Origin of the sequence: Arthrobacter sp. 8AJ, assembly GCF_902506025.1 — a bacterium.
Taxonomy (GTDB): Bacteria; Actinomycetota; Actinomycetes; order Actinomycetales; family Micrococcaceae; genus Arthrobacter.
Genome location: NZ_LR733289.1, coordinates 931,091 through 956,581, shown reverse-complemented (window position 1 = coordinate 956,581; position 25,491 = coordinate 931,091). Strand labels below are relative to the sequence as shown.

The window sequence follows — 25,491 nt, the reverse complement described above, 5'->3', positions numbered from 1 at the left end:
GGGCTGAAGAGGTCCTGCCCGCGGTGTCCGGTGGCCGCGAAGAACAGCATGGCCAGGCCCGGCTCGGCGAGCGGGCGGAATTCCCAGCTGATGCGGATGCCGTCCGGGAAGTTCTCCGGGCACCACAACGTCCAGTGCGCGTGGTCGCCGAATTCCTGGTCGTCCAGCGCACCGGAGAGCTCCAGGGAACCCTTGTGGCTGCCGCCGCGCAACGGCCCTTCCGCTACCCATCCAGCCACGTCATCGGGCCCCGCCAGCGGGTTGCTGTAGAGGATCCGCTCCCTAACCGCTGCGGCCCCCACTAGGCGCGTCCCGCCGTCGTACTCATTCCCCAGGTGCCGGCCGGCTCCGCCTCTCCAGCCGGCCCGTACCCGAGCCGGCGCAGCTGCCGCGCCACCTCCCCGGCCACCAGCGAGGCACCGTGCCGGGAGAAATGCGTATTGTCCGCCAGGCCGCCCGGCCAATGCGCATGCTCCCCCGGCGCGAAGTGGCAGAAGAGCTCCCTCGATCCGTCCCGGCCCAGCCGGAGATACAGGTGGCGGGTCCACTCGTTGAGGTCCACCACGGGGACCCCGAGCTCCTGCCCCAGTTCGCGGACCACCTCCGGATAGTCCTCCAGGCTCTCTGCGAGGACGTCCGACGACGGCCCCTCCCCCGGGTGCCTGCCGTCCAGGAAGTGCCGGCGCTCCACGGAGGTGCACAGCACCACTGCCGAGCCCCGGGCGCGCACCTCCCCCACCATGGTTCGCAGGTTGGCCGCGTAGCCGGTGCGGGCGGCCAGGTGCGGCTTCTTCTGGTCGTTGTGGCCGAACTGGATGAGCACGGCATCGTCCGGGCCTGCTTCGGTGAGCAGCTCCGCCCAGAGCCCCTCAGTGCGGAAGGATTCGGTGTCGGCGCCGCCCTTGGCGAAGTTGTGTACCGTGCCCCACGTGCAGGTGAAGGGTGCCAGCTGCGCTCCCCAGCCGCTCATGGGGAACTCGTGCGTGGGACAGTTGGCAACGGTGGAATCTCCGGCCAGCAGGATTTTCATGGTGGTTCTTTCCTTTGATGCCCGCGGGCAGAGTCAGCCTTTGACGGAGCCGATGAGCATACCCTTGGCGAAATGCTTTTGCAGGAACGGGTAGAAGATGAGGATGGGCAGCGTGGCCACCACGATCACGGCGAACTTGATGCCCTGTTCGGGCGGGATGTAGTTGGGATCAACGTTGCCGGTGCCCAGCAGGTCCGAGGCGGCGGTGACCTGGCGCAGGTACATCTGCAGGGTCCACTTGGAGTTGTCGCTCAGGTATAGCAGGGGTGACATGAAGTCGTTCCAGATGCCCACCGCATAGAACAGGGCAAAGGTGGCCAGGACGGGCTTGGACAGCGGCAGCAGGATCCGCCACAGGATGCCGATCTCGGTGGCGCCGTCCATCTTGGCGGACTCTTCCAGTTCGGCAGGGAGCTCCTGGAAGAAGTTCTTGATGATGATCAGGCTGAACGGGTTGATGGCCGCGGGCAGGATCAGGGCCCAGTAGGAGTTCAGCAGGCCCAGGTCCTTGACCAGCAGGAACGTGGGGATCATGCCGCCGGAGAAGACCATGGCGAAGACCACCAGGGACAGGATGACCTGCCGCCCGCGGAGCGTCTTCTTGGCCAGCGGGTAGGCCATGGTCACTGTGAAGGCCAGCTGGACCAGGGTGCCCACCACGGTGACCAGGATGGTGGTCACCAGGGCGCGCACGAACGCCGGAGTGGCAAAAATGTATTCGTAGGAGCCCAGGGTGAACTGCTCGGGCCAGACAAAGAATGCCCGGCGCGTGATTTCGGCTTCGGTGGCAAACGATCCGGCGAAGACGTACACGAACGGCAACAGGGTGATGAGGCCGATCAGGGACAGGAACACGTAGTTGGCGGCGTCAAAGATCCGGCCGCCGCGGGTGTTGTGGATTTTCATGGCTAGAACAGTCCGCTCTGGTTGAATCGCTTGGCCAGCCAGTTGGTGCCGAAGATCAGCACGATGCCCACCAGCGATTTGAACAGGCCCACGGCGGTGGAGTAGCTGTAGGCGCCCTGCGTGATGCCTACGAAGTAGACGTACGTGTCAAAGACATCCGCCACCTCACGGTTCAGCGCGTTGGTCATCAGATAAATCTGTTCGAACCCGGTGTTGAGCATCTGCCCGATGGCCAGGATCAGCATCACGATGATCGTGGAACGGATCGCGGGAAGCGTGATGTGCCAGACGCGCCGGAACCGGCCCGCGCCGTCGATGATCGCGGCTTCGTACTGGTCCTGGTCCACAGTGGAAAGGGCGGCCAGGAAGATGATGGTGCCCCAGCCGGTGTTCTTCCAGATCTCCTGCAGCACGATCAGTGGCCGGAACCAGGCGGGATCTGACAGGAAGTCGACGTGCGTGCCCATGGCGTTGTTCAGGAACTGGAACAGCGGCCCGATGTCCAGGGCAAACAGCAGGAAGCTCAGCGACGCCACGATGGTCCAGGACAGGAAGTGCGGGATGTACACCAGTGTCTGGACCGTGCGCTTGAGGATGGACAGCCGGACTTCGTTCAGCAGCAGCGCCAGGATGATGGTCAGCGGGAAGGCCACCCCCAGGTTCAGGAAGGCCAGGATCAGGGTGTTGCCCAGCAGCCGCGGGAAGTCCGGGTTGGCGAAGAAGTCCTCGAAGTTCCGGAACCCCACCCACGGGCTGCCGTTGACGCCCAGGAACGGGACGTAGTCCTTGAAGGCGATGCTGACACCGTACATGGGGGCGTAGCGGAACACCGCGAAGTACACCACGCCAGGCAGCAGCAGAAGGTACAGCCATTTGTAGTGCGCGAAATGGACGGAGAACCTGCCCCCGTTCCGGGGAGCGGGAGCGGTCCTGCGCGTCCGCTCCCCGGCGAGGGTGTCAATGACAGGGGCTGCCATTTACTTGTTGTCCTGCCAGAGCTTGTTGATTTCTTCCTTGACCTTGTTGCCGCCGCTGGTGTCCCACAGCTTGATGGCATCCTTGAGGCCCTGTTCATCGATCTGTCCGGCCAGGTACTTGATCCGGGCGTCGGCCACAATGTTGTCCAACTGGGCACCCTTGGCCACATAGGTGGCCGAAACGTAGGGTGCGGCCGGGTTGTAGACGGCGCTCTTGAGGTCTTGGGCCATGACGTCGGTCCGCTTGTCGAAGACCTGCTGCTCGTAGTCGGAGGCCTGCTTCACCGGGTAGAACTCGTTGCCGGCAACGTTCATGCCCAGCTGGGCGTAGCTCTTGATGTCGGTGGTGACGGCCTTGCCCTCCGGCGTCTCCGGTTTGATGGTGGCGGCCTTGCCGGCCTCCACCGTAAAGTTCACGCCCTCGATGCCGTTGTTCAGCAGGACCGCAACATCCTTGCCGTTCATGGTGTTGAGGAAGGCCAGGACCTTGTCCAGTTCGGGCTCGCTCTTGACGCTGGCCTTGGGGATCGCAAGGAAGCCTGAGTAGCCGTCGGTGGGGTGGGCGTGCAGTTTGCCGTCCGGGCCTTCGAGGTTGCCCACGAAGCCCACTTTGTTCTGGAAGTTGGTGGGGTCTGCCTGCTTGAAGAGGTTGATGAGCACGCTCACCCGGGAATCGACGTCGACGATGATGCCGCCCTTGCCGTTGAAGAACGGCTCGTTCCACTTGGTGCTGTCGAAGGTGGCGAAGTCGGGGTTGATGAGCTTTTCGTCAACCATCTTCTTGATGAAACGGTCCGCCTCGAGGAACTCGTCGGTTTCGAAGCTGGGAATGAGCTTCCCGTCCCGCTCCGTCCAGCGGTTCCCGGCGCCGTACCATTCCTCGATCAGGTCGTAGGGGCTGTTGGTGCCCAGCGCACCCCACTTGGGGATGGTGATGCCGTAGGTGTCATTGACGCCATTGCCGTCCGGATCCTGCTCGGTGAAGGCCTTTGCCACCTTGTACAGGTCCTCCGTGGTTTTGGGCGGCTGCAGGCCCAGCTTGTCCAGCCAGTCCTGCCGGAACATGACGGCCGCACGCATGGGGGAACGGCCGCGGAAGACGCCGTAAACCTTGCCGTTGACGCTGGCGTTCTTCTGGATGTCCGGGAAAGTGGTCTTGAGGTTGGGGTACTTGTCCAGCTTGTCGGTGAGGTCCCAGAACGCGCCCGCCTGGGCGTTCTTGACGAAGCCGGGTGTTTTGCCCTGGATCACCATGACCTGCGGAATGTCGGATCCCGCCAGCGTGATGTTGGTCTTGTCCTCATAGGAGGCGTTCGGCGCCCAGTTGATTTTGACCTGTTTGCCGGTGAGCTCCTCCAGCTTCTTCTGCACCGCGCCGTCCGCTGCAGGCGGCTGGGCCTCCAGGAACGGGGCCATGATGGACACCGAAGTGAGGGCCGCGGCCGGGGCGTCCCCGCCGCTGCACGCGGTGAGGGACAGCGCCGTGGCCGTTACGACGGCGGCGGCCAGGGAGAGTTTGCGATGGATCATATGTCGTCCTTTTCCACTTCTTTGGGGTTTGTTGGGCTGGCTGGCCCACGGTTTTGATACGTTTCATTCATGCGTCCGCCCAGGGCAGCGCCCACCATCGGCAACCAAGGGCAGGGAGCAGCGTCAGGCGGCGGTGGCCCCCTGCAGGGCGGTGCGCGCGGCAGGCTCCCCCGCTGCGGCCGCCGACTCGTCATTGGCCGCGAAGAAGCGGTCACACAACCAGCCGGTGAGGTAGAGCCAGGCCCCGATGCTGAAGAATGGAACCAGGCCCGGAAGGCAACTGCTGGCGTAAAGTACCGCGGCGGAAACGAAGAGCAGGATGACCGTTCCCGCCAGGTGCCGCAGGGCGAACCGGGACGACATCAGCAGGTACTGGAACAGGGGCAACTCGTACCGGGCATACATGGGGAACACGTAGCAAACGGCCCCCGTCAGGAAGATGGCGGCAACCAGGATGCCGACGGCCATGAACTGCGCCAGGACTCCCCTGCCTCCCGAAAAATAGTTCCAGTTCAGGACAAGGGCCGCCGCGACGGCCATGACCGGGAGCGCCAGGGCGTTGGCCCGGAGGAAGTTCCGGAAGTATGCGGAGGCAAACCCCCGCAGCAGCGGAACAGCATCGCCTGCGGCCCGCTTGCGCACCGCAATCTGTGCCGCGGCGGTGGCCGGACCTGCACCAAAAATGCCAAAACCCAGCAGGGTGAAGGCGATCCACAGCAGGTTCAGGCCGGCGATCCACACTAGCGTGTCAAAAAATGAGTAGGCGCGCGCACTGAAGGTCCCGGACAGCATGGCACGGCTCCCTTCTGTTCTCCATCGTTGCAGAGGCGAAGCGGAAAGTGTCCCGCATCACGCCGGTAATCGGTTTCTCGAAAATGTAAACCCCCTATCCGGCCGCGGTCAAGCGGAACTTTGAATCGTTACATAGCTGGACGGCGGCTTGCCGTTTGCCGCACACTAAAAGGTGGAAAGCGCTTGCTGACTCGATGCACGCGCAGATGATGCCGGTGCCCGCAAGGCGGGAGCCGGTGGGCAGAACGGAGAACCATGGAAACGGCAACGGAAGCCGCCGGCAGCGCCGCCGCGGCTTCAGCAACAACCCCGGCACGGGTTGCACTGGTGGGAGTGCACGGCTTCGGCACCCACCACCTGCGGAACCTCCAGCGCCTGCAGGCGGCAGGCAGTGTCAGCCTGGTCGCCGTGGCGGACCCGCAGCCCCCGGCACCCGGCGCCCTCCCGCCGTCGGCCGCCGTCTACCCGGGGCTCGAGGAGCTCCTCACCGCCACCCGGGACCTGGACCTGGTCATCGTGGCCACCCCCATCCAGACGCATGCCCCGCTGGCCCTGGCCGCCCTGGCCACCGACGCTGAGCTGTACCTTGAGAAGCCACCCGTCGCCTCCCTGGCCGACTTCAACCGGTTGTGCACGGCAGCCGCCAGGTCCGGCCACGGGGTGCAGATCGGCTTCCAGAGCCTGGGCTCGCACGCGCTTGGAGCCATCGAAGAACTGCTTGCCGCCGGGACCATCGGAACACTGGAGGGCATCTCCGCCACCGGCCGCTGGGTCCGGGACCGGGCCTACTACACGCGCTCCCGTTGGGCAGGAAAACGCAGCATCAATGGCGTGGATGTGGTGGATGGCGTGGCCACCAACCCCTTGGCGCACGCGGTGGCAACCGCCCTCCGGATTGCCGGGGCGCGCACCACAGCAGACCTCGCATCAGTGGAAACCGAGCTGTACCGCGCCAATGACATCGAGTCGGATGACACCTCCGTGATCCGGATCCGCACCGCCTCGGGCCTGCCCATCACCTGCGCCCTGACCATCTGCGCCGCGGAGTCCGTTGAACCGTACGTCACGCTGCAAGGTTCGGCCGGCACGGCGGTGTTCCACTACACCGAGGACCGGCTGACGGTGGAGACGGCGGCCGGGCGCACGGAGGAAACCTTCGGCCGGGACGACCTGACGGAGAATCTCCTGGCCCACCGCGGCCACGGCGTTCCGCTGGCCAGCAGCCTGGCGGACAGCGGAGCCTTCATGCTGGTGCTGGAAGCCATCCGGACCGCACCGCCGCCGGCCCCCATCGATCCCGCCTGCGTCCGCTGGGAAGGCGAAGGAGACGCTGCGCATGCCGTGGTGGTAGGCATCGAGGAAGCCCTGGAGCGCGCCGGCCGGCAGCATGCCACGTTCAGCGAAATTGGGCTCCCCTGGGCTGTGGCCGCGCCGGTGGCCTTCGACATCCCTGTGTCCTGATGCGGTTCAGGACCCGGCGGCGCAGCCGGCCGCCGGGTCTTTCACTATCGTGCAGCAACACCCCGGCGCCGTCCGTGGCGCCACAGGAGCAGGCCCACCACGGCCGCGGAGAGCATGCCCAGTCCGCCGGTGACCACCAGCCCGGTCCGGACGCCGAACTGTTCCGTCAACCAGCCCGCCAGGAGGCCGCCGCAGGCGTGGCCGCCCAGCAGGAGAGGAAGGTACAGGGCCATCACCCGGCCGCGGATGGCAGGCCCGGCCTCGAGCTGGACGGCCGTGGCTGCGCTGGTGAGGAACAGCAACGTCATGATGCCCACCACCGCCAGCAGCGCCACAAACAAAACCAGGGTGGGCATCAGGGCGGCCACCAGCTGGGACAGCCCAAAAAGCCCCGCCGCGGCCACAATGCCCCTGCGGCCCATGGTCCCCAGCCGGGCTGCCAGGAGGGCACCGGCCAGGGCGCCGCCGGCGCTGACCATGTTGAAGAGGCCAAAGCCCTCCACGCCGTTGTGCCACACGTCCTGGGCGAAGGCCGCGAGGACCACCGGCCCGTTCATGCCGAAGGCGCCCAGCAGGCCGGCCAGCAGGATGAGGAGCAGCAGGCGCGGGCGTTCACGGACGTAGCGGAAGCCGGCAAGCACCTGCCCGCGGCCCCGCTCGGCGGGTGTACCGGGATGCAGTTCGTGCGGCCGGATGCCGGCGATCAGGCCCAGCACCACCAACCCGATCACTGCGTTTGAAGCGAAGGCCGCGGCCGGCCCTGCCTGCGCGATCAGCACGCCGCCCAGCGCGGGGCCGGCCATGGCACCCAGCTGGGCGAGGGCGTTGTTCAGTCCGATGGCGGGACGCAGGGCTGCGTCGCCCACCACCTCATTGACGAAGACCTGGCGGGTGGGCTGATCAACCGCCGCGGTGATGCCCAGCGCCATGCAGCTGGCGTAAACAACCCAGACCGTAATGGTGCCGCTGGCAGCCCAGGCCGCCAGCCCAAGGCCGAGCAGCACAATGACGGACTGGCACACCATCATGATCCTGCGCTTGGGGAAGATGTCCACCACCAGGCCGGCAAGCGGCCCCACCACGAGCATGGGCAGGAACTGAAGGGCGACGGCGGCCCCCACCGCTGCCGGGCTCCCCGTCAGTTGCAGCACCAGCCAGTCCTGCGCCAGCCGCTGCATCCAGACGCCAAGGCTGCCGGCGAGCTGCATGCCCAGGAAGAGCCGGTAGTTGTGCTGCTTAAGGGGGTGGAACCAGCGCGGCTGGCTGATACCCGGGCGTGCAGACGGTGCGGGGCGGGTGCGGCGGGACGGCACGGTCAGCGTCGGGCGCGGCTGGAGCGCAGTTTCACTGCGGCGGCGGCAAGGATCAGGGTACCGGGGACCACGACAAAGAGCGCGGCGAGCATCCAGACAAACACCACGGCGCAGAACAGGGCGGCCGCCAGGAGCAGGGACCCCGTCCAGTCGCGCAGGGACACGTCCTTACCCACCTGGAGGGCCTGGTGCCAGGTGTCCTTGCCCGTGGCACCGGAAGCCGTGGCGCCGGACCAGGCGGATGCGGTGCGCAGGAGCAGGATGGCGCCGCAGCCGGCGAGTATCAGCGTGGCTGGAAGGACCACTTCGCGGCCCGGCAGCTGCCCCACCCATGCGAGCAGGAGGTTGAGGACAATCACGACGCCGGCTCCCGCCGTCGTGATTCCCAGCTTCCAGCTGCCCGGCAGGGCAGCCTTGAACAGGCTCCACAGCCCCCGGACGGAATCGTCCCTGCCATTGAGGTGCCGTTCAAGGTGCGCGGTCCCGGCCGCGTAGGCGGCGGGGATGGTGGCCAGCGGTATGGACAGCACCAGCACCAGCACCCCCGCCAGGAGGGTTTCGGAGAACAGGGCGAACCGGTTCACCGGGATTGGTTCGTGGCCTGGGGCGGATGTGGTGCTGTCCATGGCGCTCATTGTCCTTTGCCTAGCCCTTCAGTCCCTGGGTGGAGACGCCTTCGACGATGTAGCGCTGGAAGATCAGGAAGAAGATCAGCACAGGCAGCAGGGCCAGGACGGACATGGCGATCATGGCGCCGTAGTCGGAGGACTGGGTCTGGTCCACGAACAGCCGCAGGGCCAGCGGCAGCGGGTACTTGTCCGGGGTGTTCAGGTACAGCAGCGGGCCCAGGAAATCGTTCCAGCTCCAGATGAAGGAGAAGATGGAGGTGGAGATGAGGGCCGGCTTCATCAGCGGCAGCATGATGGATCCGAAGATCCGGGCGTGCCCCGCGCCGTCGATCCTGGCGGCTTCATCCAGTTCCGCGGGCAGGCCGCGCATGAACTGGACCATCAGGAAGACGAAGAACGCGTCCCCGGCCAGGAACTTTCCGATCAGCAGCGGGACGTAGGTGTCCACCAGGCCCAGCTGCTGGAAGATGATGTACTGCGGGATGATCACCACGTGGAAGGGCAGCAGCAGGGTGGCGATCATCATGCCGAAGAACAGGCTGCGGCCGGGGAAGTTGATCCGGGCGAACGCGTACGCCGACACGCTCGCGGACAGGATGGTGCCGACGACGGCGCCGAGGGCCAGGATCAGCGAGTTGGTGAAGAACTGCAGGGTGGACACCCCGCCGATCCCCTCCATGGCGGTCACGAAGTTATCGAAGCTGAAGTTGTTTGACCACAGCGACGTGTTCTGGCCGCCGATCTCCGAGTTGGGCTTGAAGGACGAGGCGATCATCCACAGGCCGGGGTAGAGGACGATGGCAGTGAGGACAAGGGCCACCAGGTGGAAGATGGCGCTCTTGGCCCGTTTGGCTGCCACCGATTCGGATTTCGGGTTGTAGGCCGGGGCGGCGGCGTCCGGTGTGGACTGGGTGGGGGTTGCCGTGGTTGTCATTTTGAATCACCGCTGTAGTGGACCCAGGACTTGGACGTGCGGAAGAAGATCAGCGTGATGATGCCCACCACGATCACCAGCAGCCATGCCATGGCCGAGGCGTAGCCCATCCGGAAATCGCTGAAGCCCCGCAGGTACAGGTAGAGGGTGTAGAAGAGGGTGGATCCGGCGGGGCCGCCGTCACCGTTGGAGATGATGTAGGCCGACGCGAAGATCTGGAACGCGTGGATGGTTTCCATCAGCAGGTTGAAGAAGATCACCGGGGAGAGCATGGGCCAGGTGATGTTGAAGAACTTGCGCACCGGGCCGGCACCGTCCATTGACGCTGCCTCGTACAGCTCACCGGGGATCTGCTTGAGGCCGGCCAGGAAGATCACCATCGGGGCGCCGAACTGCCACACGGTCAGGAGAATGAACATCGGCATGGTCATCGAGGGGTTGCCCACCCAGCCGCCCAGGTTGATCCCGAAGAAAGACAGGCCCTGGTCCACCGGTCCGGAATCGCCGAACATGGCCTTCCAGACGATGGCGATGGAGACGGACGCACCGATCAGGGACGGGGCGTAGAAGGCAGAGCGGTAGAAGCCCTGGCCGCGGCGCTTGCTGTTCAGCAGCATGGCCACCGCCAGTGCCGCCGCGAGCTTCAAGGGGGTACCGAACACCACGTAGCCCACGGTCACGCCCACGGACTGCAGGAAGCGTTCGTCCTGGAACAGGGTGGTGTAGTTGTCCAGGCCGATCCACTTGGGCGGCTCGAACAGGTTGTAGTTGGTGAAGGACAGGTACAGCGAGGAAATCATCGGCCCCACCGTGAGGGCAATGAATCCCAGCAGCCAGGGCAGCAGGAAGGTATAGCCGGCGCGGGCGTCCGAGCCCCGCTGCCGCGACTTGCGCGGCAGCGGGGAACCGGACGACGCCGGGCGCCTGCTCAGGGTTGGAGTTTGAGTCACAAGATCATTCCGTCAGTCGTAAAACCTGGGTGGGAGTGCACGGCGCCGGATCAGGCGTTCTGCTTGATGAGGTCTTCGGCTTCCTTGAACCACGCGTCGACGGCTCCGTCAACCGTGAGCTTGCCGTAGTTCAGGTCGGAGGCGATCCGGCCGAACGACGCTTCCAGCGTGCCGAAGCCAACGATGGGCGGCTCGGGAGCGTCCTTGAGGTACTGCGCAATTGATTTCTCGTAGTCCACCACGAGCTTGTCGGCGCCTTCGAACGTGGTGCCGTCGCGCTGGGTCTTGGAGGCCGGAACGCCGCGGGAGGTCTTGAAGATCTGGCCTACTTCGGGGTCGTTGACCATGAAGTCGATGAAGCGGGCGGCGGCGTCCTTGAACTTGGTCTTGGCACTGGCCACCATCAGCATGGAGGGCTTCAGGAACAGGCCCAGGTTGTTCGGGTCGTCCGACGGCACCGGAACAAGCTTGAGTGATTTGGCCCCGCTGTCGGCCAGGTAGCCCGCCATGAAGTTGTCCCAGGTGACCTCAGACGCTGTGACGTTGGAACCGAAAGGCGACTTGGGCTTGAGCTGGGTTACCCTGTCTTCCGGGACGAGGGCCTGCGTGCCGCGCAGCTTCGAGTTGAGGTTCCACCAGCTCTTCAGGTCGTCCTTGCTGAAACCAAGCTTCCCATCGCTGTTGAAGGCCTGGATGTTCTTCTGGCGGAGCCAGATGTTGAACTGCCACCACACGCCCGTGAAATCCGTGGAGCCGAACAGGGTCCCGTTCCCCTTGTCCCCTACCTCCTTCAGGAATGCCTGGTATTCCGACCAGGTCCAGCTGCCGTCCGGCTCCGCTATGCCCAGGGAGGCGAGTTTGGCGGGGTCGTAGTAGACGGCGAAGGCGTTGGTGCTGGTGGGAATGCCGTAAGTCTTACCCTTGATCTGGCCGGAAGGCAGGAGTGACTTTTCGAAGGCGTCAGTGTTGATCTTGACCGTGCCCAGGTCCAGGAGCTGGTTGCGCTGGCCGTAGTCCCGCAGGTAGGACAGGTCCCACTGCATGACGTCGGGAAGACCGCCGCCGGCCGCCTCGGTGGCGCGCTTCTGCCAGTAGCCGGCGAAGTCCGTGAAGTTGCCGTTGACCTTGATGTCCGGGTTCTTCGATTCGAAGAGGGCAATGGCCTTGCGGGTGCGCTCGGCGCGGTCGTCGTTGCCCCACCAGGTGTAGTTGATGGTGACGGGTTTGTCGGCCGATCCGGTCTGGCCGGAAGAGCTGGATCCGTTCCCACAGGCCGACAGGGCTGCGGCAGATGCGGTGCCGATGGCCACGGTTGTGAGGAAATGCCTTCTGTTGATCACGGGAGCCTCCTTGCTCGATGTGTGTTGCCCTTCCGCTCCGCCTACAACGTGAGTAGTGAGCTGGCTTACACGGCTTCTGAAACGATACAATATCCGCATTCCCGGAATTGGGCAAGCGTTTTCCAAACGTCTGGCCAATGCCCCCGTTCCGCCTTGCGAGCAGACAAAGGAGTCACATGACACAGCAGGAAACCAGCTCCCCTTCGAGCGTTTGGAACAGGGTTGAGGGCCTGGCCTTCGGAGGTGATTACAACCCTGAGCAGTGGCCGGTGAGCATCCGCCTGGAAGATCTGGACCTCATGCGGGAAGCTGGCGTGAACTTCCTCAGCGTGGGGATCTTCTCCTGGGCGCTGCTGGAACCCGCCGAGGGGCAGTACGACTTCGGGTGGCTGGACGACGTGATGGACAACCTCGCAGGGATCGGCGTGAAGGTGGCACTGGCCACCGCCACGGCCGCTCCCCCTGCCTGGCTGGTCCGCAAGCACCCGGAGATCCTGCCGGTCACGGCTGACGGGACCGTGCTGGGACCGGGCTCGCGGCGGCACTACACGCCGTCGTCGTCCGCGTACCGGCGCTACGCCGCGGGCATCACGCGCGTCCTGGCCGAACGGTACAAGGACCACCCCGCGCTGGCCCTGTGGCACGTGGACAACGAACTGGGTTGCCACGTCTCCGAGTTCCACGGGGAGGAGGACGCCGCGGCCTTCCGTGCCTGGCTGGAGCGCCGGTACGGGAACATCGATGCGCTCAATGCCTCCTGGGGCACGGCGTTCTGGTCCCAGAATTACGGTTCCTTTGACGAAATCCTGCCGCCGTCTGTCGCCCCGTCCACGCTCAACCCGGGCCAGCAGCTGGACTTCCAGCGGTTCAGCTCCTGGGCCCTGATGGACTACTACCGGGACCTCGTGACGGTGCTGCGCGAAGTGACGCCGGACATCCCCTGCACCACCAACCTGATGGCCTCCAGCGCCACCAAGTCCATGGACTACTTCGACTGGGCCAAGGACCTGGACGTCATCGCCAATGACCACTATCTGGTGGCCGCTGACCCCGAACGGCACGTGGAACTCGCGTTCAGCGCGGACCTGACCCGCGGCATTGCGGGCGGTGACCCATGGATCCTGATGGAACATTCAACGTCGGCCGTGAACTGGCAGCCGCGCAACCAGCCCAAGATGCCCGGTGAGATGCTGCGCAACTCCCTGGCGCACGTGGCCCGCGGCGCCGACGCCGTCATGTTCTTCCAGTGGCGCCAAAGCTTCGCCGGCTCGGAAAAGTTCCATTCCGCGATGGTGCCGCACGGCGGACGGGACACGCGGGTGTGGCGCGAGGTGGTGGAGCTGGGCGCCGCGCTGAAGCGGCTGGAACCGGTGCGCGGTTCGCGGGTGCAGGCCCGGGCCGCCATTGTTTTTGACTATGAGGCGTGGTGGGCCAGCGAGATCGATTCGAAGCCCAGTATCGACGTGAAGTACCTGGACCTGCTGCGGGCGTTCCACCGCGCCCTGTTCCTCCGCGGGATCTCCGTGGACATGGTGCACCCGTCCGCGTCGCTGGATGGGTATGACCTGTTGCTGGTGTGCACGCTGTATGCGGTTTCGGATCGGAACGCCGCCAACATCGCTGCGGCCGCCGCAGCCGGGGCCACGGTGCTGGTGAGCTACTTCAGCGGGATCGTGGACATGCAGGACCACGTGCGGCTGGGCTGCTACCCCGGGGCATTCCGCAACCTTTTGGGGGTGCGCGTGGAGGAGTTCCACCCGCTGCTTGCCGGGTCACAGCTTAAGCTCAGCGACGGGACGGTTTCCTCGGTGTGGAGCGAGCATGTCCATCTGGCCGGCGCGGAAGCGGTGCAGACCTTTACCGGGTACCCGCTGGAAGGAGTCCCTTCCCTTACCCGCCGGGCCGCGGGTTCCGGGGCGGCCTGGTACCTGGCCACCTTCCCCGATCCCGAGGGCATCGAGGCCGTCCTTGACCGGCTGCTCGCCGAGTCGGGCGTCACGCCGGTTGCCGACGCCGATCCCGGGGTGGAGCTGGTCCGCCGGATGGCCGCCGACGGACAAAGCTTCCTGTTCGCGACCAACCACACGCATTCGGCTGCCTCGGTTTCCGCCACGGGCACCGACCTGCTGACGGGTGAGCCGTTTGCGGGGACCGTTCCGGCCGGGGGTGTTGCGGTGGTGGAGGAGAGCTAGGCACACGCGTTCCGGGACGTTCGACGGCGGCACCCTCCTTTGGGTGGCGCCGTCTGCGTCTTTGTGCGGGTCCCGGGCGGACAGTGGCCACGTTTTCCACATAGGGGCTTTGGGTGGCTGGGATTGTCACACCCTGGTGGAAGACTTTGGTTATGGAAGCGGTTGTGGAGGCGGCGGCAGTACAACAGGGGGTGCGGTGCGCCAGACCTTCCGGTGTTGGTGCCACGCCATACCCGGCCGCCGTGCCTTCCATTGGGGATGTCCTGAACCTGCTCGCCCGGGTCCCGGTGCCTGCGGATGGTGCGGGCATGATCGAGCAGATTCGTGGGTTGGAGGATCTGAAGTCCTTGGCGGGGGCCCGGCAGGCTGAAACCGCCGTGGCGTTTGATTTGTCCCAGCGGCGGGAGCAGGCCGCTGCCGGGGTTCCGGCCGCCGGGCAGGGTGCCGGGGTCGCGGCGCAGATCGCGTTGGCACGGCGGGAGTCCCCAGCCCGGGGATCCCGGTTGCTGGGCCTGGCCACGGCATTGACCGGCATGCCCCATACATTCGCCGCGTTCCGGGCAGGTTTGGTCAATGAGTGGCGAGCCACCCTGATCGTGAAGGACACCATCTGCCTGAGCATCGAAGATCGGGCCGGGGTGGATGAGGAACTCGCCGCCGACACCGGCGCCCTGGACGGCCTGGGCGACAGGGCCATCATCGCCGCGGTCCGGGCCGCCGCGTACCGGCGGGACCCCGCCTCGGTCGCGAAGCGCGCCAGCCGGGCCGTGGGCGAGCGGTGCGTGAGCCTGCGCCCGGCCCCGGACACCATGACCTGCCTGACCGCGCTGCTCCCCGCCGCCCAGGGCGTCGCCGCGTACGCCGCGTTGTGCCGGGACGCCGACACCGCCCGCTCGGCCGGGGATCACCGGTCCCGGGGCCAGGTCATGGCGGACACCCTCGTCGAACGCGTCACCGGCACCCCCGGCGGCGTGACCGGGGTTCAGATCCAGCTCGTCATGACCGACCACACCCTCCTGCAGGCCGGCGCCGAACCCGCACGGCTGCCCGGCTACGGCACCATCCCCGCCGAACAGGCACGAACCATCGCCCTCACAGCTCCTGGTGAGACCGACTCCAACCTCTGGGTCCGCCGGCTCTACACCGCCCCCGGCACCGGCGAGCTGGTGGCCATGGACTCCACAGCCCGGCTCTTCCCGCCAGCACGGAAACGCTTCCTTCAAATCCGGGACGACACCTGCCGGACCCCCTACTGCGACGACGCCCCAATCAGGCACCACGACCATGTCACCGCCTGGCACGACGGCGGCCCTACAAGCACCCGTAACGGCCAAGGCCTCTGCGAAGCCTGCAACCACACCAAAGAAACACCAGGATGGACCGCAAAAGCAGTCCCCGGCCCGCGGCACACGGTAGCGACCACCACCCCAACCGGCCACACCTACCACTCCACAGCACCACCACTCCCCGGCACCGGCATGGGTAAGCTGCTCAATGAACAGCTTCTGCACGGGGAGTCCTCCCCACCCTGCCCTCCGGCACGAACCCTCTCCGTCCAGGTTCTGGGGCGGGTCCTGCCCTCCGAACCGGTCCGGCGTCCGGCTGAACCGGAACGACGACATAACGAGCTTCGGACCAGGCGAAGGGAACGCGCCGCCCCATAAAAGCTGCGCCATGGAACGCGGCTGCTCAATTCCACCACCCCACCCGGGCAGCCTGACAACTGCGCTTTAAACAGCTCTGCCCCGGAAGGAACCATGGGTTCCTTCCGGGGCAGGGCTGCCACCCGCCGTCGGACAATCCGGATGGGGAGGCATCCATCCAGCCTGTCCGGAGCCGTTTGGCGGGGTGGGGACTAGCTGCTGATGGCGGATTTCATTTCGTCGGTGGCCTTCTTTCCGGCATCTTCCGGGGACAGCCGTTCAAAGAGGACTTCGGAGGTGTAGCGCTTGATGATTTCCTGGATGGCGCCCGCACCCTTCGGCGGCGGCGCCGGCGCCTCACCGAGCTCGTCCTTGATCTGGTCGATGAAGTTGACCACCTTGACGTCAGCCGGGGTCAGTTTCGGCTGGATGGCCGCCCGGACCTCGGAGTTGGGGTAGACGCCGCGGTCTGCAAGCAGGGCCTCGCCGGCCTTGACGTTATTGGTGAGGAAGTTGATGAACTTGGCGGTTTCCTGCGGGTGCTTGGTGCGCGATGATGCTGACCAGAACTGTGAGGCCTTGTACCAAAGCTCGGTGTCCGCGGATGATCCGGTCTTGGTGGGGAACCGCAGGATCTTCAAGTCCCCGCCGCTCGCCTTTTCGAGGGCCGGGGCCTGGTTGGACCACCAGAAGGCCATGCCGTTCTTGCCTGTTGCCAGTCCGCTCTGGTCGAGCGGGGCAGCCTCGGCCTCCACCACCTCGGATGCGGATGGCACTGCCTTGTCCTTGCTGAGCTTCTTCAGGAAGGCCCACCACTCGGCGATGTCGCCCGGCTCGAAGCCCAGCTTGCCGTCGGACGTATACAGTGACTTGCCGTCCTGCCGGAGCCAGACTCCCAGGGAAGCCTCGTCCGTTCCGTAGGCCGCCGCGCCATAGGTTCCCTTGGGCGACTTTGCAGTGATTTCGGCGGCGATGCGGCCAAAGTCTTCCCACGTCCACTTGGTGTCGTCCGGAAGTGGGACTCCGGCAGCCTGGAAGACGGCGGGGTTGGCCAGGATGGTTGCGGCATTAATGCCGGCGGCGATGCCGGTCAGGCCTTTTTCGCCCTTGCCTGCGTTCAGTGCTGCCTCATCCAGCTTGGACGTGTCGATGTCGTACTTGGACAGGTCCAGAAGGGCACCCCGGCTTGAGTATTCCGTGATGTACTTTTCGTCCATCTGGATAATGTCGGGGGCATCGTTGGCCGCCACCTGCGTGGCCAGTTTGTCCCAGTAGCCGCTCCAGTCCCCAAACTCCGGCTTGATCTTGATCTTGGGGTTTTCGGCCTCGAACTGCTTGATTGCTTCCTGCGTGAGCTGCGCGCGCTTATCACCGCCCCACCACGAGAAGCGGAGCTCGACGGTGCCGTCCGCACTTTGCGGTGCGGCTCCTCCACCGCAGGCACTGAGGGCCATAACGGCGGCGACGGCGGCGGCAACCGCGCCGGCCTTGCGGGTCCGGACACTGCGGGTGTGAGCACCGCGGCGTTGGGGGTCAGGGCCTGAAGCGGGTGCCCCTGCTGTTTGCTTGGCAGCAGATGCAGGACGGGGAAAAAGCGGCACTGTGTACTCCGATCTTCGTTGATCCAGGTGCGGGTGATGGGTCTCAGCTGTGTGGTTGAGGGGCAAAACTCGGCGGCGGGACAGCAGCCTCCCGGCTGTGCGAAGGTTCCTGAAAGCGCTTTCTGGTACAGATACTACAAGTTCAATACTTGTAATACAAGATGCGTCGTGGCCGGAACCGGGAATGTCTTGCCCAACGGCAAACGGCCCGCCACCAGGGCGGGCCGTTCAGACCGGGATTGTCTTTGAGGGTTACTTGATGCCCGTAGTCGCGATGCCCTTGATGAGGAACCGCTGGCCAAAGAGGAACACCAGGAAGACCGGCAGCAGCGAGACGATGGACATGGCAAACAAGGAACCCCAACTCGTGGCCGACTGGGAATCCACGAAAGCCCGGAGGGCCACCGGAACGGTGAACATGTCCGGATCCGTGAGATAGATCAGGGCACCAAAGAAGTCGTTCCAGGTCCAGATGAAGGTGAAGATGGTGGTGGTGGCCAGCGCCGGCACCATCAGCGGCAGGATGACCCGCAGGAAGATGCGCGGATGGCCGGCACCGTCAATTCGTGCAGCTTCATCGAGTTCGCGTGGAATACCGCGGATGAACTGGACCATGAGGAAGACGAAGAATGCGTCCGTGGCCAGCAGCTTGGGCACCAGCAGCGGCCAGAAGGTATTCACCCAGCCAATCTGCGAGAACAGGATGTACTGCGGGACGATTACCACGTGGAACGGCAGCATGATAGTGAGAAGCATGATGCCAAAGAACAGTTTCTTTCCCGTGAACTGGAGCCGGGCAAAAGCGTAGGCGGCCATGGAACAGGAAACGAGGTTTCCCAGAATGGAGCCGATCACCACGATGGCCGAGTTCAGCATGTAGTGGCCAAAGGGGTGGGTCAGGGCTGACCAGCCGGAGGTGTAGTTGCTCATTTCCAGGCTGTTGAGCCAGAGGCCCGGCTCCCGGAAGATCATCTCGTTCGGCCGCAGCGACGACACCACCATCCACAGGAGTGGATAGATCATCAGCGCGCCGGCCAGGATCAGGATGCCGTGCTTCATGAGTGATTTGCCCCGCTGGGCCCGGCTGAAGGCCAGGGTTCCCCGGGACTCGCGGACCCGCGGCTTGCGGTTGTTAGGCTTGCCGGCACCCGCGGTCTTCTTGTCCGCGGCGGGCAGCGTCTCCAGGTTAGTCGTCATAGAAAACCCAATACTTAGAAGCGATGAAGTTGATGGCGGTAAAGACGCCGATGATGAGCAGCAGCACCCACGCCATGGCGGACGCGTAGCCCATGTCGAACTGGCCGAAGCCCTTTTGGTACAGATACAGGGTGAAGAACATGGTGGAGTCTGAGGGCCCGCCATTGCCGCCGGAGACGATGAACGCCTGCGTGAAGGACTGGAAGGACCCGATGATCTGCAGCACCAGGTTGAAGAAGATGATCGGGCTCAGCATCGGCATGGTGATCCGCCAGAACTGCTGGAGCGTGCTGGCGCCATCCACCTTGGCGGCCTCGTAGTACATGGCGGGAATCTGCCGCAGGCCTGCCAGGAAGATGATCATGGGTGCGCCGAACGTCCAGACGTGCAGCAGGATGATCGATCCCAAAGCGGTGCTGGGGTCCGAGATCCAGCCCGGACCCTGGATCCCGAACATGGCCAGGACCTGGTTGACCAGGCCCGTGGTGCCAAATATCTGCTTCCACAGGATGGCCACGGCGACGGATCCGCCCAGGAGGGACGGCAGGTAGAACACCGAACGGTAGAACGGGAGGCCGCGGAGGCCCTTGTCCAGCACGAGGGCTATGAGCAGTGCAACGGCGAGCTGCAGGGGGACACCGACGAAGACATAGGTGAAGGTGACCCGCAGTGAGTTGTGCAGCCGGGCGTCACTGAGCATCCGGGTGAAATTGTCCAGCCCGGTCCATTCCGGCGGCTGGAGCAGGTTATAGTCCGTGAAGGACAGGTAGAGCGACATCAGCATCGGGCCGATGGTGATGGCCACCAGGCCCACCAGCCATGGCAGCAGGAAGATGTAGGCGGCCTTGTTGTCCCGCCTGTTGGCCTTCTTTTCCTCGGCGGTGACTCTGCCCTTCCGCCGGGTGATGGAGCTGAGCTCACTGATGGCGCTCACCGAAGCTGCTCCGTCCGAGACAGGCACACTGCGTCCGGCACCAGGGCCGGACGGTGCGTCCTCGGGATGTGTTTTGCGGCCATGTGGTCTCCTTTGGTCATCGTGGCCTCCACGTTGCGGTCATCGCCAGGCGATGGGGTGTGCGGCACCTCCGGCACGGTCAGCTGCTGCCGGGAATGGCTGCGGATTCCGGCGCCGCGGGTGCCTTCTAAAATGCGGCTCCGTACCAAAGTAAACGCTTTCTTGACTCCTGTATAGCCCTTTGTTAGTTTTGAGAAACCGTTTTCTGCTGGACGCATCACTCCACCCTAAATGAGAAGCCGAGGGGCACAACAATGAAGTTTGGTCTCAGAAAATCCGCCGTCGGAGTAACCGGCGCCATTGCCGCCCTGGCCATTGCCCTGACCGGCTGCGGCAACAGTCCCCAGGCGGGAAAGGTGGGGACGGCGGAAGATCCCGTCACCATCCGGTTCGCCTGGTGGGGCAATGACTCCAGGGCCAAAACCACGATGGAGGTCATCAAAGCCTTCGAAGCCGCCAACCCCACCATCAAGGTCCAGGGCGAAAACACCGAATACAGCTCCTACTGGGACAAGATGGCCACCCAGATCGCAGGTGGAACAACGCCCGATGTCATTGCCATGAGCGGCGCTTACCCCAGTGAGTACGCCAGCCGCGGCGTCCTGCTGAACCTGGACAAGGTCAAGGACCAGATCGACACGTCGAAGTTCGCGGAAGGCACCGTGGACCTGGGCAAAATCGATGGCAAGCAGTACACCATCACCGCAGGCGTCAATTCCATGTCGATGGTCCTGGACCCCAAGGTGTTTGAACCGGCAGGCGTCCCCATGCCGGATGACGAAAAGTGGACCTGGGACGACTACGCGCAGATCGCCGCCGAGATCACCAGTAAATCCCCTGCCGGCACGTTTGGCACCACCCCCATGGCCAACGACTCCTTCCTTGCGGTCTGGGCCCGCCAAAACGGCGAGGACCTCTACACCGACGACGGGAAGAAAATGGGCATCAGCGAGGACACCCTGACCCGCTGGTTCGAGCTCAACAAGAAGCTGATGGATACCGGCGGCGCCCCTTCCGCATCACAGACGGTGGAGGACGGGTCCGCGCAGCCCGAGATGACCCTGATGGGACAGGGAAAACAGGGCATGAAGATCTCCTGGAGCAACCAGATGACGTCCTATTCCGGGGCGCCCCTGGTCATGGCCAAGCTGCCCGGCGAAAGCAAGCTGACCGGCGCCTGGCTCCGCTCCTCGATGGAATACGCCATCTCATCCAAGTCCGCACAACCCAAGGAAGCGGCCCTCTTCATCAACTACCTGGTCAACAACATGGACGCCGCTTCAAAAATCAAGAGTGACCGCGGCATGCCCGCCAACACCGAACTCAAGGCCGGCATCACTCCCCTGCTGAAGGAAACCCAGCAAAAGGAAGCCGCCTACCTGGACCGCATTGCCGCCCTCAAAGTCCAGGCCCCCAAGCCGTTCCCGGCGGGATCATCGGCAACCATGGAAGTTTTGAACCGTTACAACACGGATGTACTCTTCGGGAAGATCTCTCCGCGCGACGCGGCCAAGGGCATGATCTCCGAGGTAAACCAGAACCTCTCCTGACCGCAGCGCCCCACGGCGGCAGCAGGCAGGACCATCACCGAAAGGAGCCGGCCACATGACTCCAGCACGGCCCAGCGCCATCGCGGGCTATAACGACTGGCCGGCCTACGTAAGAAACAACCCGCGCCATCAGGCCCCAACCGCCGCGGCGCAGGAGCTTTCGGACGCGCTGGGCGTACCGGGCGCGGGCGCACTGCCGGAGGTCACGGTGCACTGGGAGGAAACGTACGACGGCGCCACCACCTCCCAGCTCAGCTGGCAGTTGGGTTTCGGGCCACGGACCACGGGCTGGCTGGTGCGGCCGGCTGGACGTCCTGGTCCCCTGCCGGGCGTCCTGGCTCTCCACTGCCATGGCGGCAACAAGTTCGGCGGCGCGGACCGGCTGGTGGACCTCCCGGAAAGCCACCCGTCGGCGGCCGCCGCCCGTGCCGGGCTCTATGACGGGCGGGCCCTGGCCACGGACATCGCCCGCCGCGGTTTCGCAGTGCTGGCCCACGACACCTTCGCCTGGGGCAGCCGCAAATTCGACCTCTCAACGCCGCCGTGGCGGACCGCCGCCGCAGCGGCGGCGAGGCAGGCGCAGTGGCGGGAGGACGGCGTCGTACCCACCGACGCGGACCAATACAATGCCGCCGCCGGCTTCCACGAGGACACCGTGGCCAAGGCCGCAGGCCTGCTGGGCACCAGCCTGGCCGGTATGGTGGCGTACGACGACCTCGCAGCCCTGGAAATCCTGGCAGCCCTGCCCGGGGTCGACCCGGAGAACCTGGGCTGCATCGGGTTCTCGGGCGGAGGTGGCCGGTCGCTGGCCCTGGCAGCCCTCAGTCCCCGAATCCGGGCCGTAGTGGTGACCTGCATGATGACCACCTTCGAGTCCCTCCTCCCCGCCTACCTGGATGCGCACTCGTGGCTGCTGCAGACCCCCGGGCTGTGGAGGCTGGGCGATTGGCCGGAGCTTACCGGCCGGTCAGCGGCCGCCCGGTTCCTGGTGCAATACGCCCTGGCGGATGAGCTCTTCCCGGAGGACGGGATGCGCCAGGCGCACCACCTGCTGGAATCCCTGCACGCCGGTACGGACAAGTACACAGGCGCCCTTTGGCCCGGGGGGCATATCTTCACTGGGCCCATGCAGGACGAAGCACTCGAATTCCTGGCCCACACCCTGGCCCTCCGGCCCACCTACAACACATCCCAAGGACCGTTATGACCACACAGCACTCCGCCGCCGCGGACCAGCCGCAGCAGCAGGCCGCTTCCCCAGCCGTCCCGCGGGTAGCCCTGGTGGGCGTGCACGGCTTCGGCGAGCGCCACCTTGCCAACCTGTCCCGGCTCGAACAGGCCGGCGCCCTGGAACTGGTGGCCGTCGCCGATCCCAACCCGCCGCAAGCCGGCACCCTCGCCGCCCCGGTGGCTGTGTTCCCCCACCTGGATGGACTGCTTGCCGCCCGGCCGGGGGCCGACGTCGTCATCATTGCCACGCCCATCCAGACCCATGCCCCGCTGGCGATAACCGCGCTGGAAGCCGGGATGGACGTCTACGTCGAGAAGCCGCCGGTGGCCTCCCTGGCACAGTTTGAAGAGGTCCTTGCCGCAGCCCGGAAAAATGGGCGGCTGGTCCAGGTTGGTTTCCAGAGCCTGGGGTCCCACGCGTTGCCTGCCATCACGGAGATGGTGGCTGCCGGGGATATCGGCACCGTCCTGGGCATCAGCGCCACCGGCCAATGGCTGCGGACCAAGGCGTATTTCAAGCGCTCGCGCTGGGCCGGGAAGCGCAGCCTGGACGGCACCGATGTGGTGGACGGCGTGGCAACAAATGCGCTGGCCCACGCCGTTGCCACTGCACTCCATGTCGCCGGCGCCCGCACCCTTGCAGATGTGGCCTCCGTGGAAACAGACCTGTACCGGGCCCACGGGACCGAAAGCGACGACACGTCCGTACTCCGCATCCGCACGGCCAACGGAGCCACGGTGCTGTGCGCCCTGACCCTCTGCGCCCCCGAACAGCTGGACCCCACCGTGACCGTCCACGGAACCCTGGGCGACATCACGCTTTCCTACACAAAAGACGAGGTGGTCATCACCGCTGCCGATGGCGAACGCCGCGAGACATATGGTCGCACCGACCTCCTGGAGAACCTGCTGGACGCCCGCGCCACCGGGGCGCCGCTCCTGTCCGCGCTGCAGGACACCGGCGCCTTTACCGCCGTCCTCGAAGCCATCCGCACCTCCCCCGCGCCCGCCCCGATCGACCCCGGATCCATTTCCTGGGAAGGCGCGGGCGACGACGCCCACCCCGTGGTCCACGGCATCAGCGACCTCATCGGACGGGCCGTCAAAGCGCAGGCAACGTTCGCCGAGCTCGGTGCCCCGTGGGCGCGAGCCATTCCGCCCGTCTGCACAATGACCGTGGACGGACGGCCGGTGGCGGACTGCCAGGACGGCAGCCACATCCGCGCGGTCTCCTCCCCGCGGCCCTACCTGCACCCCGTCATGACCCTGGGCGGCACCGTGGTGACGGACCACCAGCCGCTGGACCACGTATGGCACCTTGGTGCCGGCGTGGCCCTGCAGGACGTGGACGGCGTCAACTTCTGGGGCGGCCGCACCTATACCCGGGAGGCCGGAGCGTACGTCTGGCGCCCGGACCACGGCACCATCAGCGCCACGGCCGTACAGCAGACCGATGCCGCCGGCGGGCACGGGGGCACGCTCCAGGAAACCCTGAGCTGGAACGGCCCGGACGGCGCCCCGATCCTCCTGGAGGAACGCTCCTGGACGTGGTCCGGCGTCGCACCCTCCACCTGGCGCCTGTCCCTTGACTTCGCGCTGTCCCCTGCCGGCAGTACTCCTGTCAGCCTGGGCAGCCCGGGCTCCAATGGCCGCTTTGAAGGCGGCTACGGCGGCTTCTTCTGGCGCCTGCCGGCCTGCGACGCAGCCACGGTCTGGACGCCCGACGGCAGCGGCGAGGCGGAGACCCACGGCAGCGTCACGCGCTGGCTTGCGTGGTCGGGAACGTTCGACGGCGGCCCGGCCACCCTGGTGTTCGTGGCCCCGGAAAGCTGCACGGATCCGTGGTTCGTCCGCGTGGAGGGCTACCCGGGCGTAGGCCAGTCGCTGGCATGGGACGCGCCCGTCATCGCCCAACCAGGCGGGCAAGTCCGGCGGAGCGTCACCGTTTTTGTGGCCGACGGCAACCTGGCCACAGCGGATATCGAAGCACTGATCAACCACCAGGGGGACCCGTCATGACCCAGACAACAACCGCAGCCGCTCCCCCGCAGGAGGCACGCCTGGCTCCCGGGTCACCGGCGGACCGCGCCGTCAAGCGCCAACGGGTGGTGGACATCCTGGACGCCGCCGGGCGCGATTCGCTGCTCCTCACCACCAATACCGCGTTGACCTGGTACCTGGACGGCAGCCGGGTCCACATCAGTCTGGCCGGCGATCCGATCGCCGCCGTGCTGGTGGACCGGGACGGCGACCACCTGGTGACGTTCAACAACGAAGCCGGCCGCATCGCCGCAGAGGAGCTCCCGCTGGGGGTCAACCTGCACACGGTTCCCTGGCACGCCAACCTCCACCAGGCCGCCGCCGCGCTTGGCACTGGTTCCCGGCCACCCCTGGTCGAAGGCGATGTCGCTGCGCAGCTGCGGGCGGCGCGCCAGCAGCTCCTCCCGGCGGAGAGTGCCCGGTACTCGCTGCTTGGCGCCGAGCTGGCCGGCATCATGACGGACGTCCTGTCCGCCGCCCGTCCGGACACCACGGAATTCGGCCTGGCCTCGGCGCTGGCCGCCCGCGTGGTGGCGGCCGGCGCCGAACCGCTGGTACTGCTGTGCAACGGCAGTTCCCGCAGTGGCTTCCGGCATCCGCTGCCGACGCACGCACCCCTCGGCCGGCGCGCCATGGCGGTCGTGTGTGCCCGCCGGGACGGCCTGGTTGCCAACATCACCCGCTGGGTAAGGTTCGACGCCGGCACCCCGGAAGAGCGCGACGCCGAGGCCCGCATCGCCGCAGTGGAAGCGGACATTTTCGACGCCACGGTTCCGGGGGCGCGGCTGGACAGGATCTTTGGGGAGATCCAGTCCGCCTACGTGCGGCACGGTTTCGGGGCGGAGCAGTGGGAGCAACACCACCAGGGTGGTCCTGCCGGTTATGCAGGACGCGACCCCCGGGTCACCACAGATGTCTCCGACGCCGTGGTGCTGGACCAGGCCTTCACCTGGAACCCGTCCGGGCCCGGCGTCAAGATCGAGGACACCGTGCAGCTCACGGAGTCCGGGCTTCACGTCCTCACCGTGGACCCGCGCTGGCCGGCAGCCACGGTGAACGGCCTGGACCGGCCCCTCACCCTGCAGCTGTAGGCAGGCCGCCAGGCACACAGAAAACCCCGGGACCGAGGTCCCGGGGTTTTCCGTTGGTGGTTGGGCTTAC

The 25,491-nt window shown here is 65.8% G+C and carries 21 protein-coding genes; 7 read left to right on the top strand and 14 right to left on the bottom strand.

Annotation, left to right across the window (positions count from 1 at the left end):
• The 6 genes from BACI349Y_RS04410 to BACI349Y_RS04385 form a co-directional block, all read right to left on the bottom strand.
• A partial coding sequence (locus tag BACI349Y_RS04410) for a DUF1961 family protein (protein WP_159635193.1) occupies positions 1 to 302 on the bottom strand: 302 nt, incomplete at its 3' end.
• Complete coding sequence (locus BACI349Y_RS04405) at positions 302 to 1,030, bottom strand: rhamnogalacturonan acetylesterase (protein WP_159630806.1); 729 nt, start codon at positions 1,028 to 1,030, stop codon at positions 302 to 304. The genes BACI349Y_RS04410 and BACI349Y_RS04405, both read right to left, overlap by 1 nt.
• Positions 1,031 to 1,063: 33 nt before the next feature.
• Entirely contained in the window at positions 1,064 to 1,936 is an 873-nt protein-coding gene (locus tag BACI349Y_RS04400; protein WP_159630804.1) for a carbohydrate ABC transporter permease, read from the bottom strand.
• Positions 1,937 to 1,938: 2 nt separating this feature from the next.
• Positions 1,939 to 2,913 carry an ABC transporter permease gene (locus BACI349Y_RS04395; protein WP_159630802.1) on the bottom strand — a complete coding sequence of 325 codons (975 nt, stop codon included), beginning with the start codon at positions 2,911 to 2,913 and terminating at the stop codon, positions 1,939 to 1,941.
• On the bottom strand, positions 2,914 to 4,443 hold the full coding sequence (locus BACI349Y_RS04390) for an extracellular solute-binding protein (protein WP_159630800.1): 1,530 nt from the start codon (positions 4,441 to 4,443) through the stop codon (positions 2,914 to 2,916).
• Between the two features lie 123 nt (positions 4,444 to 4,566).
• Complete coding sequence (locus tag BACI349Y_RS04385; RefSeq protein WP_159630798.1) at positions 4,567 to 5,235, bottom strand: YesL family protein; 669 nt, start codon at positions 5,233 to 5,235, stop codon at positions 4,567 to 4,569.
• Positions 5,236 to 5,490: 255 nt separating this feature from the next.
• On the opposite strand from BACI349Y_RS04385, the gene BACI349Y_RS04380 reads away from it, so the two are divergent.
• Positions 5,491 to 6,696, top strand: a complete 1,206-nt coding sequence (locus tag BACI349Y_RS04380) for a Gfo/Idh/MocA family protein (RefSeq protein WP_159630796.1) — start codon at positions 5,491 to 5,493, stop codon at positions 6,694 to 6,696.
• Between the two features lie 44 nt (positions 6,697 to 6,740).
• Here BACI349Y_RS04380 and BACI349Y_RS04375 read toward each other — a convergent pair whose 3' ends face one another.
• The 5 genes from BACI349Y_RS04375 to BACI349Y_RS04355 are packed head-to-tail and all read right to left on the bottom strand — an operon-like array spanning position 6,741 to position 11,862.
• A complete protein-coding gene (locus BACI349Y_RS04375) occupies positions 6,741 to 8,009 on the bottom strand; it encodes an MFS transporter (protein ID WP_159630794.1) in 1,269 nt (422 codons plus the stop codon).
• Between the two features lie 2 nt (positions 8,010 to 8,011).
• Positions 8,012 to 8,644, bottom strand: a complete 633-nt coding sequence (locus BACI349Y_RS04370) for a Poxvirus protein I5 (protein ID WP_159630792.1) — start codon at positions 8,642 to 8,644, stop codon at positions 8,012 to 8,014.
• A gap of 10 nt (positions 8,645 to 8,654) precedes the next feature.
• Positions 8,655 to 9,572, bottom strand: coding sequence for a carbohydrate ABC transporter permease (locus tag BACI349Y_RS04365; RefSeq protein WP_159630791.1), 918 nt, complete (start codon positions 9,570 to 9,572; stop codon positions 8,655 to 8,657).
• Positions 9,569 to 10,522 carry a carbohydrate ABC transporter permease gene (locus tag BACI349Y_RS04360; protein ID WP_159630789.1) on the bottom strand — a complete coding sequence of 318 codons (954 nt, stop codon included), beginning with the start codon at positions 10,520 to 10,522 and terminating at the stop codon, positions 9,569 to 9,571. The genes BACI349Y_RS04365 and BACI349Y_RS04360 overlap by 4 nt, the downstream gene beginning before the upstream one ends.
• 50 nt (positions 10,523 to 10,572) lie before the next feature.
• The gene (locus BACI349Y_RS04355; protein WP_159630787.1) at positions 10,573 to 11,862 is read right to left on the bottom strand and encodes an ABC transporter substrate-binding protein; all 1,290 of its coding nucleotides are present in this window, start codon (positions 11,860 to 11,862) and stop codon (positions 10,573 to 10,575) included.
• A gap of 176 nt (positions 11,863 to 12,038) precedes the next feature.
• On the opposite strand from BACI349Y_RS04355, the gene BACI349Y_RS04350 reads away from it, so the two are divergent.
• Together BACI349Y_RS04350 and BACI349Y_RS04345 are read left to right on the top strand one after the other, a co-directional pair.
• On the top strand, positions 12,039 to 14,054 hold the full coding sequence (locus BACI349Y_RS04350) for a beta-galactosidase (RefSeq protein ID WP_159630785.1): 2,016 nt from the start codon (positions 12,039 to 12,041) through the stop codon (positions 14,052 to 14,054).
• Between the two features lie 308 nt (positions 14,055 to 14,362).
• Entirely contained in the window at positions 14,363 to 15,718 is a 1,356-nt protein-coding gene (locus BACI349Y_RS04345; protein ID WP_328699839.1) for an HNH endonuclease, read from the top strand.
• Between the two features lie 191 nt (positions 15,719 to 15,909).
• On the opposite strand, the gene BACI349Y_RS04340 is transcribed toward BACI349Y_RS04345, so the two are convergent.
• From BACI349Y_RS04340 to BACI349Y_RS04330, 3 genes are all read right to left on the bottom strand, one after another.
• Positions 15,910 to 17,298 carry an ABC transporter substrate-binding protein gene (locus tag BACI349Y_RS04340; protein ID WP_159630783.1) on the bottom strand — a complete coding sequence of 463 codons (1,389 nt, stop codon included), beginning with the start codon at positions 17,296 to 17,298 and terminating at the stop codon, positions 15,910 to 15,912.
• 252 nt (positions 17,299 to 17,550) lie between these two features.
• Entirely contained in the window at positions 17,551 to 18,495 is a 945-nt protein-coding gene (locus BACI349Y_RS04335; RefSeq protein ID WP_159630781.1) for a carbohydrate ABC transporter permease, read from the bottom strand.
• Positions 18,485 to 19,429, bottom strand: a complete 945-nt coding sequence (locus BACI349Y_RS04330; RefSeq protein ID WP_159630779.1) for a carbohydrate ABC transporter permease — start codon at positions 19,427 to 19,429, stop codon at positions 18,485 to 18,487. The genes BACI349Y_RS04335 and BACI349Y_RS04330 overlap by 11 nt, the downstream gene beginning before the upstream one ends.
• A gap of 335 nt (positions 19,430 to 19,764) precedes the next feature.
• On the opposite strand from BACI349Y_RS04330, the gene BACI349Y_RS04320 reads away from it, so the two are divergent.
• The 4 genes from BACI349Y_RS04320 to BACI349Y_RS04305 are packed head-to-tail and all read left to right on the top strand — an operon-like array spanning position 19,765 to position 25,421.
• A complete protein-coding gene (locus tag BACI349Y_RS04320) occupies positions 19,765 to 21,060 on the top strand; it encodes an ABC transporter substrate-binding protein (protein WP_159630775.1) in 1,296 nt (431 codons plus the stop codon).
• A 55-nt stretch (positions 21,061 to 21,115) separates the two neighbouring features.
• Positions 21,116 to 22,267 (top strand): acetylxylan esterase, encoded by a 1,152-nt coding sequence (locus BACI349Y_RS04315; RefSeq protein ID WP_159630773.1) that lies wholly within the window; start codon positions 21,116 to 21,118, stop codon positions 22,265 to 22,267.
• Positions 22,264 to 24,309 (top strand): DUF6807 family protein, encoded by a 2,046-nt coding sequence (locus BACI349Y_RS04310; protein ID WP_159630771.1) that lies wholly within the window; start codon positions 22,264 to 22,266, stop codon positions 24,307 to 24,309. The genes BACI349Y_RS04315 and BACI349Y_RS04310 overlap by 4 nt, the downstream gene beginning before the upstream one ends.
• A complete protein-coding gene (locus BACI349Y_RS04305) occupies positions 24,306 to 25,421 on the top strand; it encodes a M24 family metallopeptidase (RefSeq protein WP_159630769.1) in 1,116 nt (371 codons plus the stop codon). Before BACI349Y_RS04310 ends, BACI349Y_RS04305 begins: the two co-directional genes overlap by 4 nt.
• Positions 25,422 to 25,491 lie beyond the last annotated feature (70 nt).

What these genes read in the sequence shown, in the direction of transcription:
- BACI349Y_RS04345 (WP_328699839.1), top strand. Translation starts at nt 14,363, where the DNA reads ATGATCGAGCAGATTCGTGGGTTGGAGGATCTGAAGTCCTTGGCGGGG.
- BACI349Y_RS04320 (WP_159630775.1), top strand. Translation starts at nt 19,765, where the DNA reads ATGAAGTTTGGTCTCAGAAAATCCGCCGTCGGAGTAACCGGCGCCATT.
- BACI349Y_RS04350 (WP_159630785.1), top strand. Translation starts at nt 12,039, where the DNA reads ATGACACAGCAGGAAACCAGCTCCCCTTCGAGCGTTTGGAACAGGGTT.
- BACI349Y_RS04390 (WP_159630800.1), bottom strand. Translation starts at nt 4,443, where the DNA reads ATGATCCATCGCAAACTCTCCCTGGCCGCCGCCGTCGTAACGGCCACG.
- BACI349Y_RS04365 (WP_159630791.1), bottom strand. Translation starts at nt 9,572, where the DNA reads ATGACAACCACGGCAACCCCCACCCAGTCCACACCGGACGCCGCCGCC.
- BACI349Y_RS04395 (WP_159630802.1), bottom strand. Translation starts at nt 2,913, where the DNA reads ATGGCAGCCCCTGTCATTGACACCCTCGCCGGGGAGCGGACGCGCAGG.
- BACI349Y_RS04385 (WP_159630798.1), bottom strand. Translation starts at nt 5,235, where the DNA reads ATGCTGTCCGGGACCTTCAGTGCGCGCGCCTACTCATTTTTTGACACG.
- BACI349Y_RS04310 (WP_159630771.1), top strand. Translation starts at nt 22,264, where the DNA reads ATGACCACACAGCACTCCGCCGCCGCGGACCAGCCGCAGCAGCAGGCC.
- BACI349Y_RS04370 (WP_159630792.1), bottom strand. Translation starts at nt 8,644, where the DNA reads ATGAGCGCCATGGACAGCACCACATCCGCCCCAGGCCACGAACCAATC.
- BACI349Y_RS04335 (WP_159630781.1), bottom strand. Translation starts at nt 18,495, where the DNA reads ATGACGACTAACCTGGAGACGCTGCCCGCCGCGGACAAGAAGACCGCG.
- BACI349Y_RS04305 (WP_159630769.1), top strand. Translation starts at nt 24,306, where the DNA reads ATGACCCAGACAACAACCGCAGCCGCTCCCCCGCAGGAGGCACGCCTG.
- BACI349Y_RS04315 (WP_159630773.1), top strand. Translation starts at nt 21,116, where the DNA reads ATGACTCCAGCACGGCCCAGCGCCATCGCGGGCTATAACGACTGGCCG.
- BACI349Y_RS04380 (WP_159630796.1), top strand. Translation starts at nt 5,491, where the DNA reads ATGGAAACGGCAACGGAAGCCGCCGGCAGCGCCGCCGCGGCTTCAGCA.
- BACI349Y_RS04400 (WP_159630804.1), bottom strand. Translation starts at nt 1,936, where the DNA reads ATGAAAATCCACAACACCCGCGGCGGCCGGATCTTTGACGCCGCCAAC.
- BACI349Y_RS04405 (WP_159630806.1), bottom strand. Translation starts at nt 1,030, where the DNA reads ATGAAAATCCTGCTGGCCGGAGATTCCACCGTTGCCAACTGTCCCACG.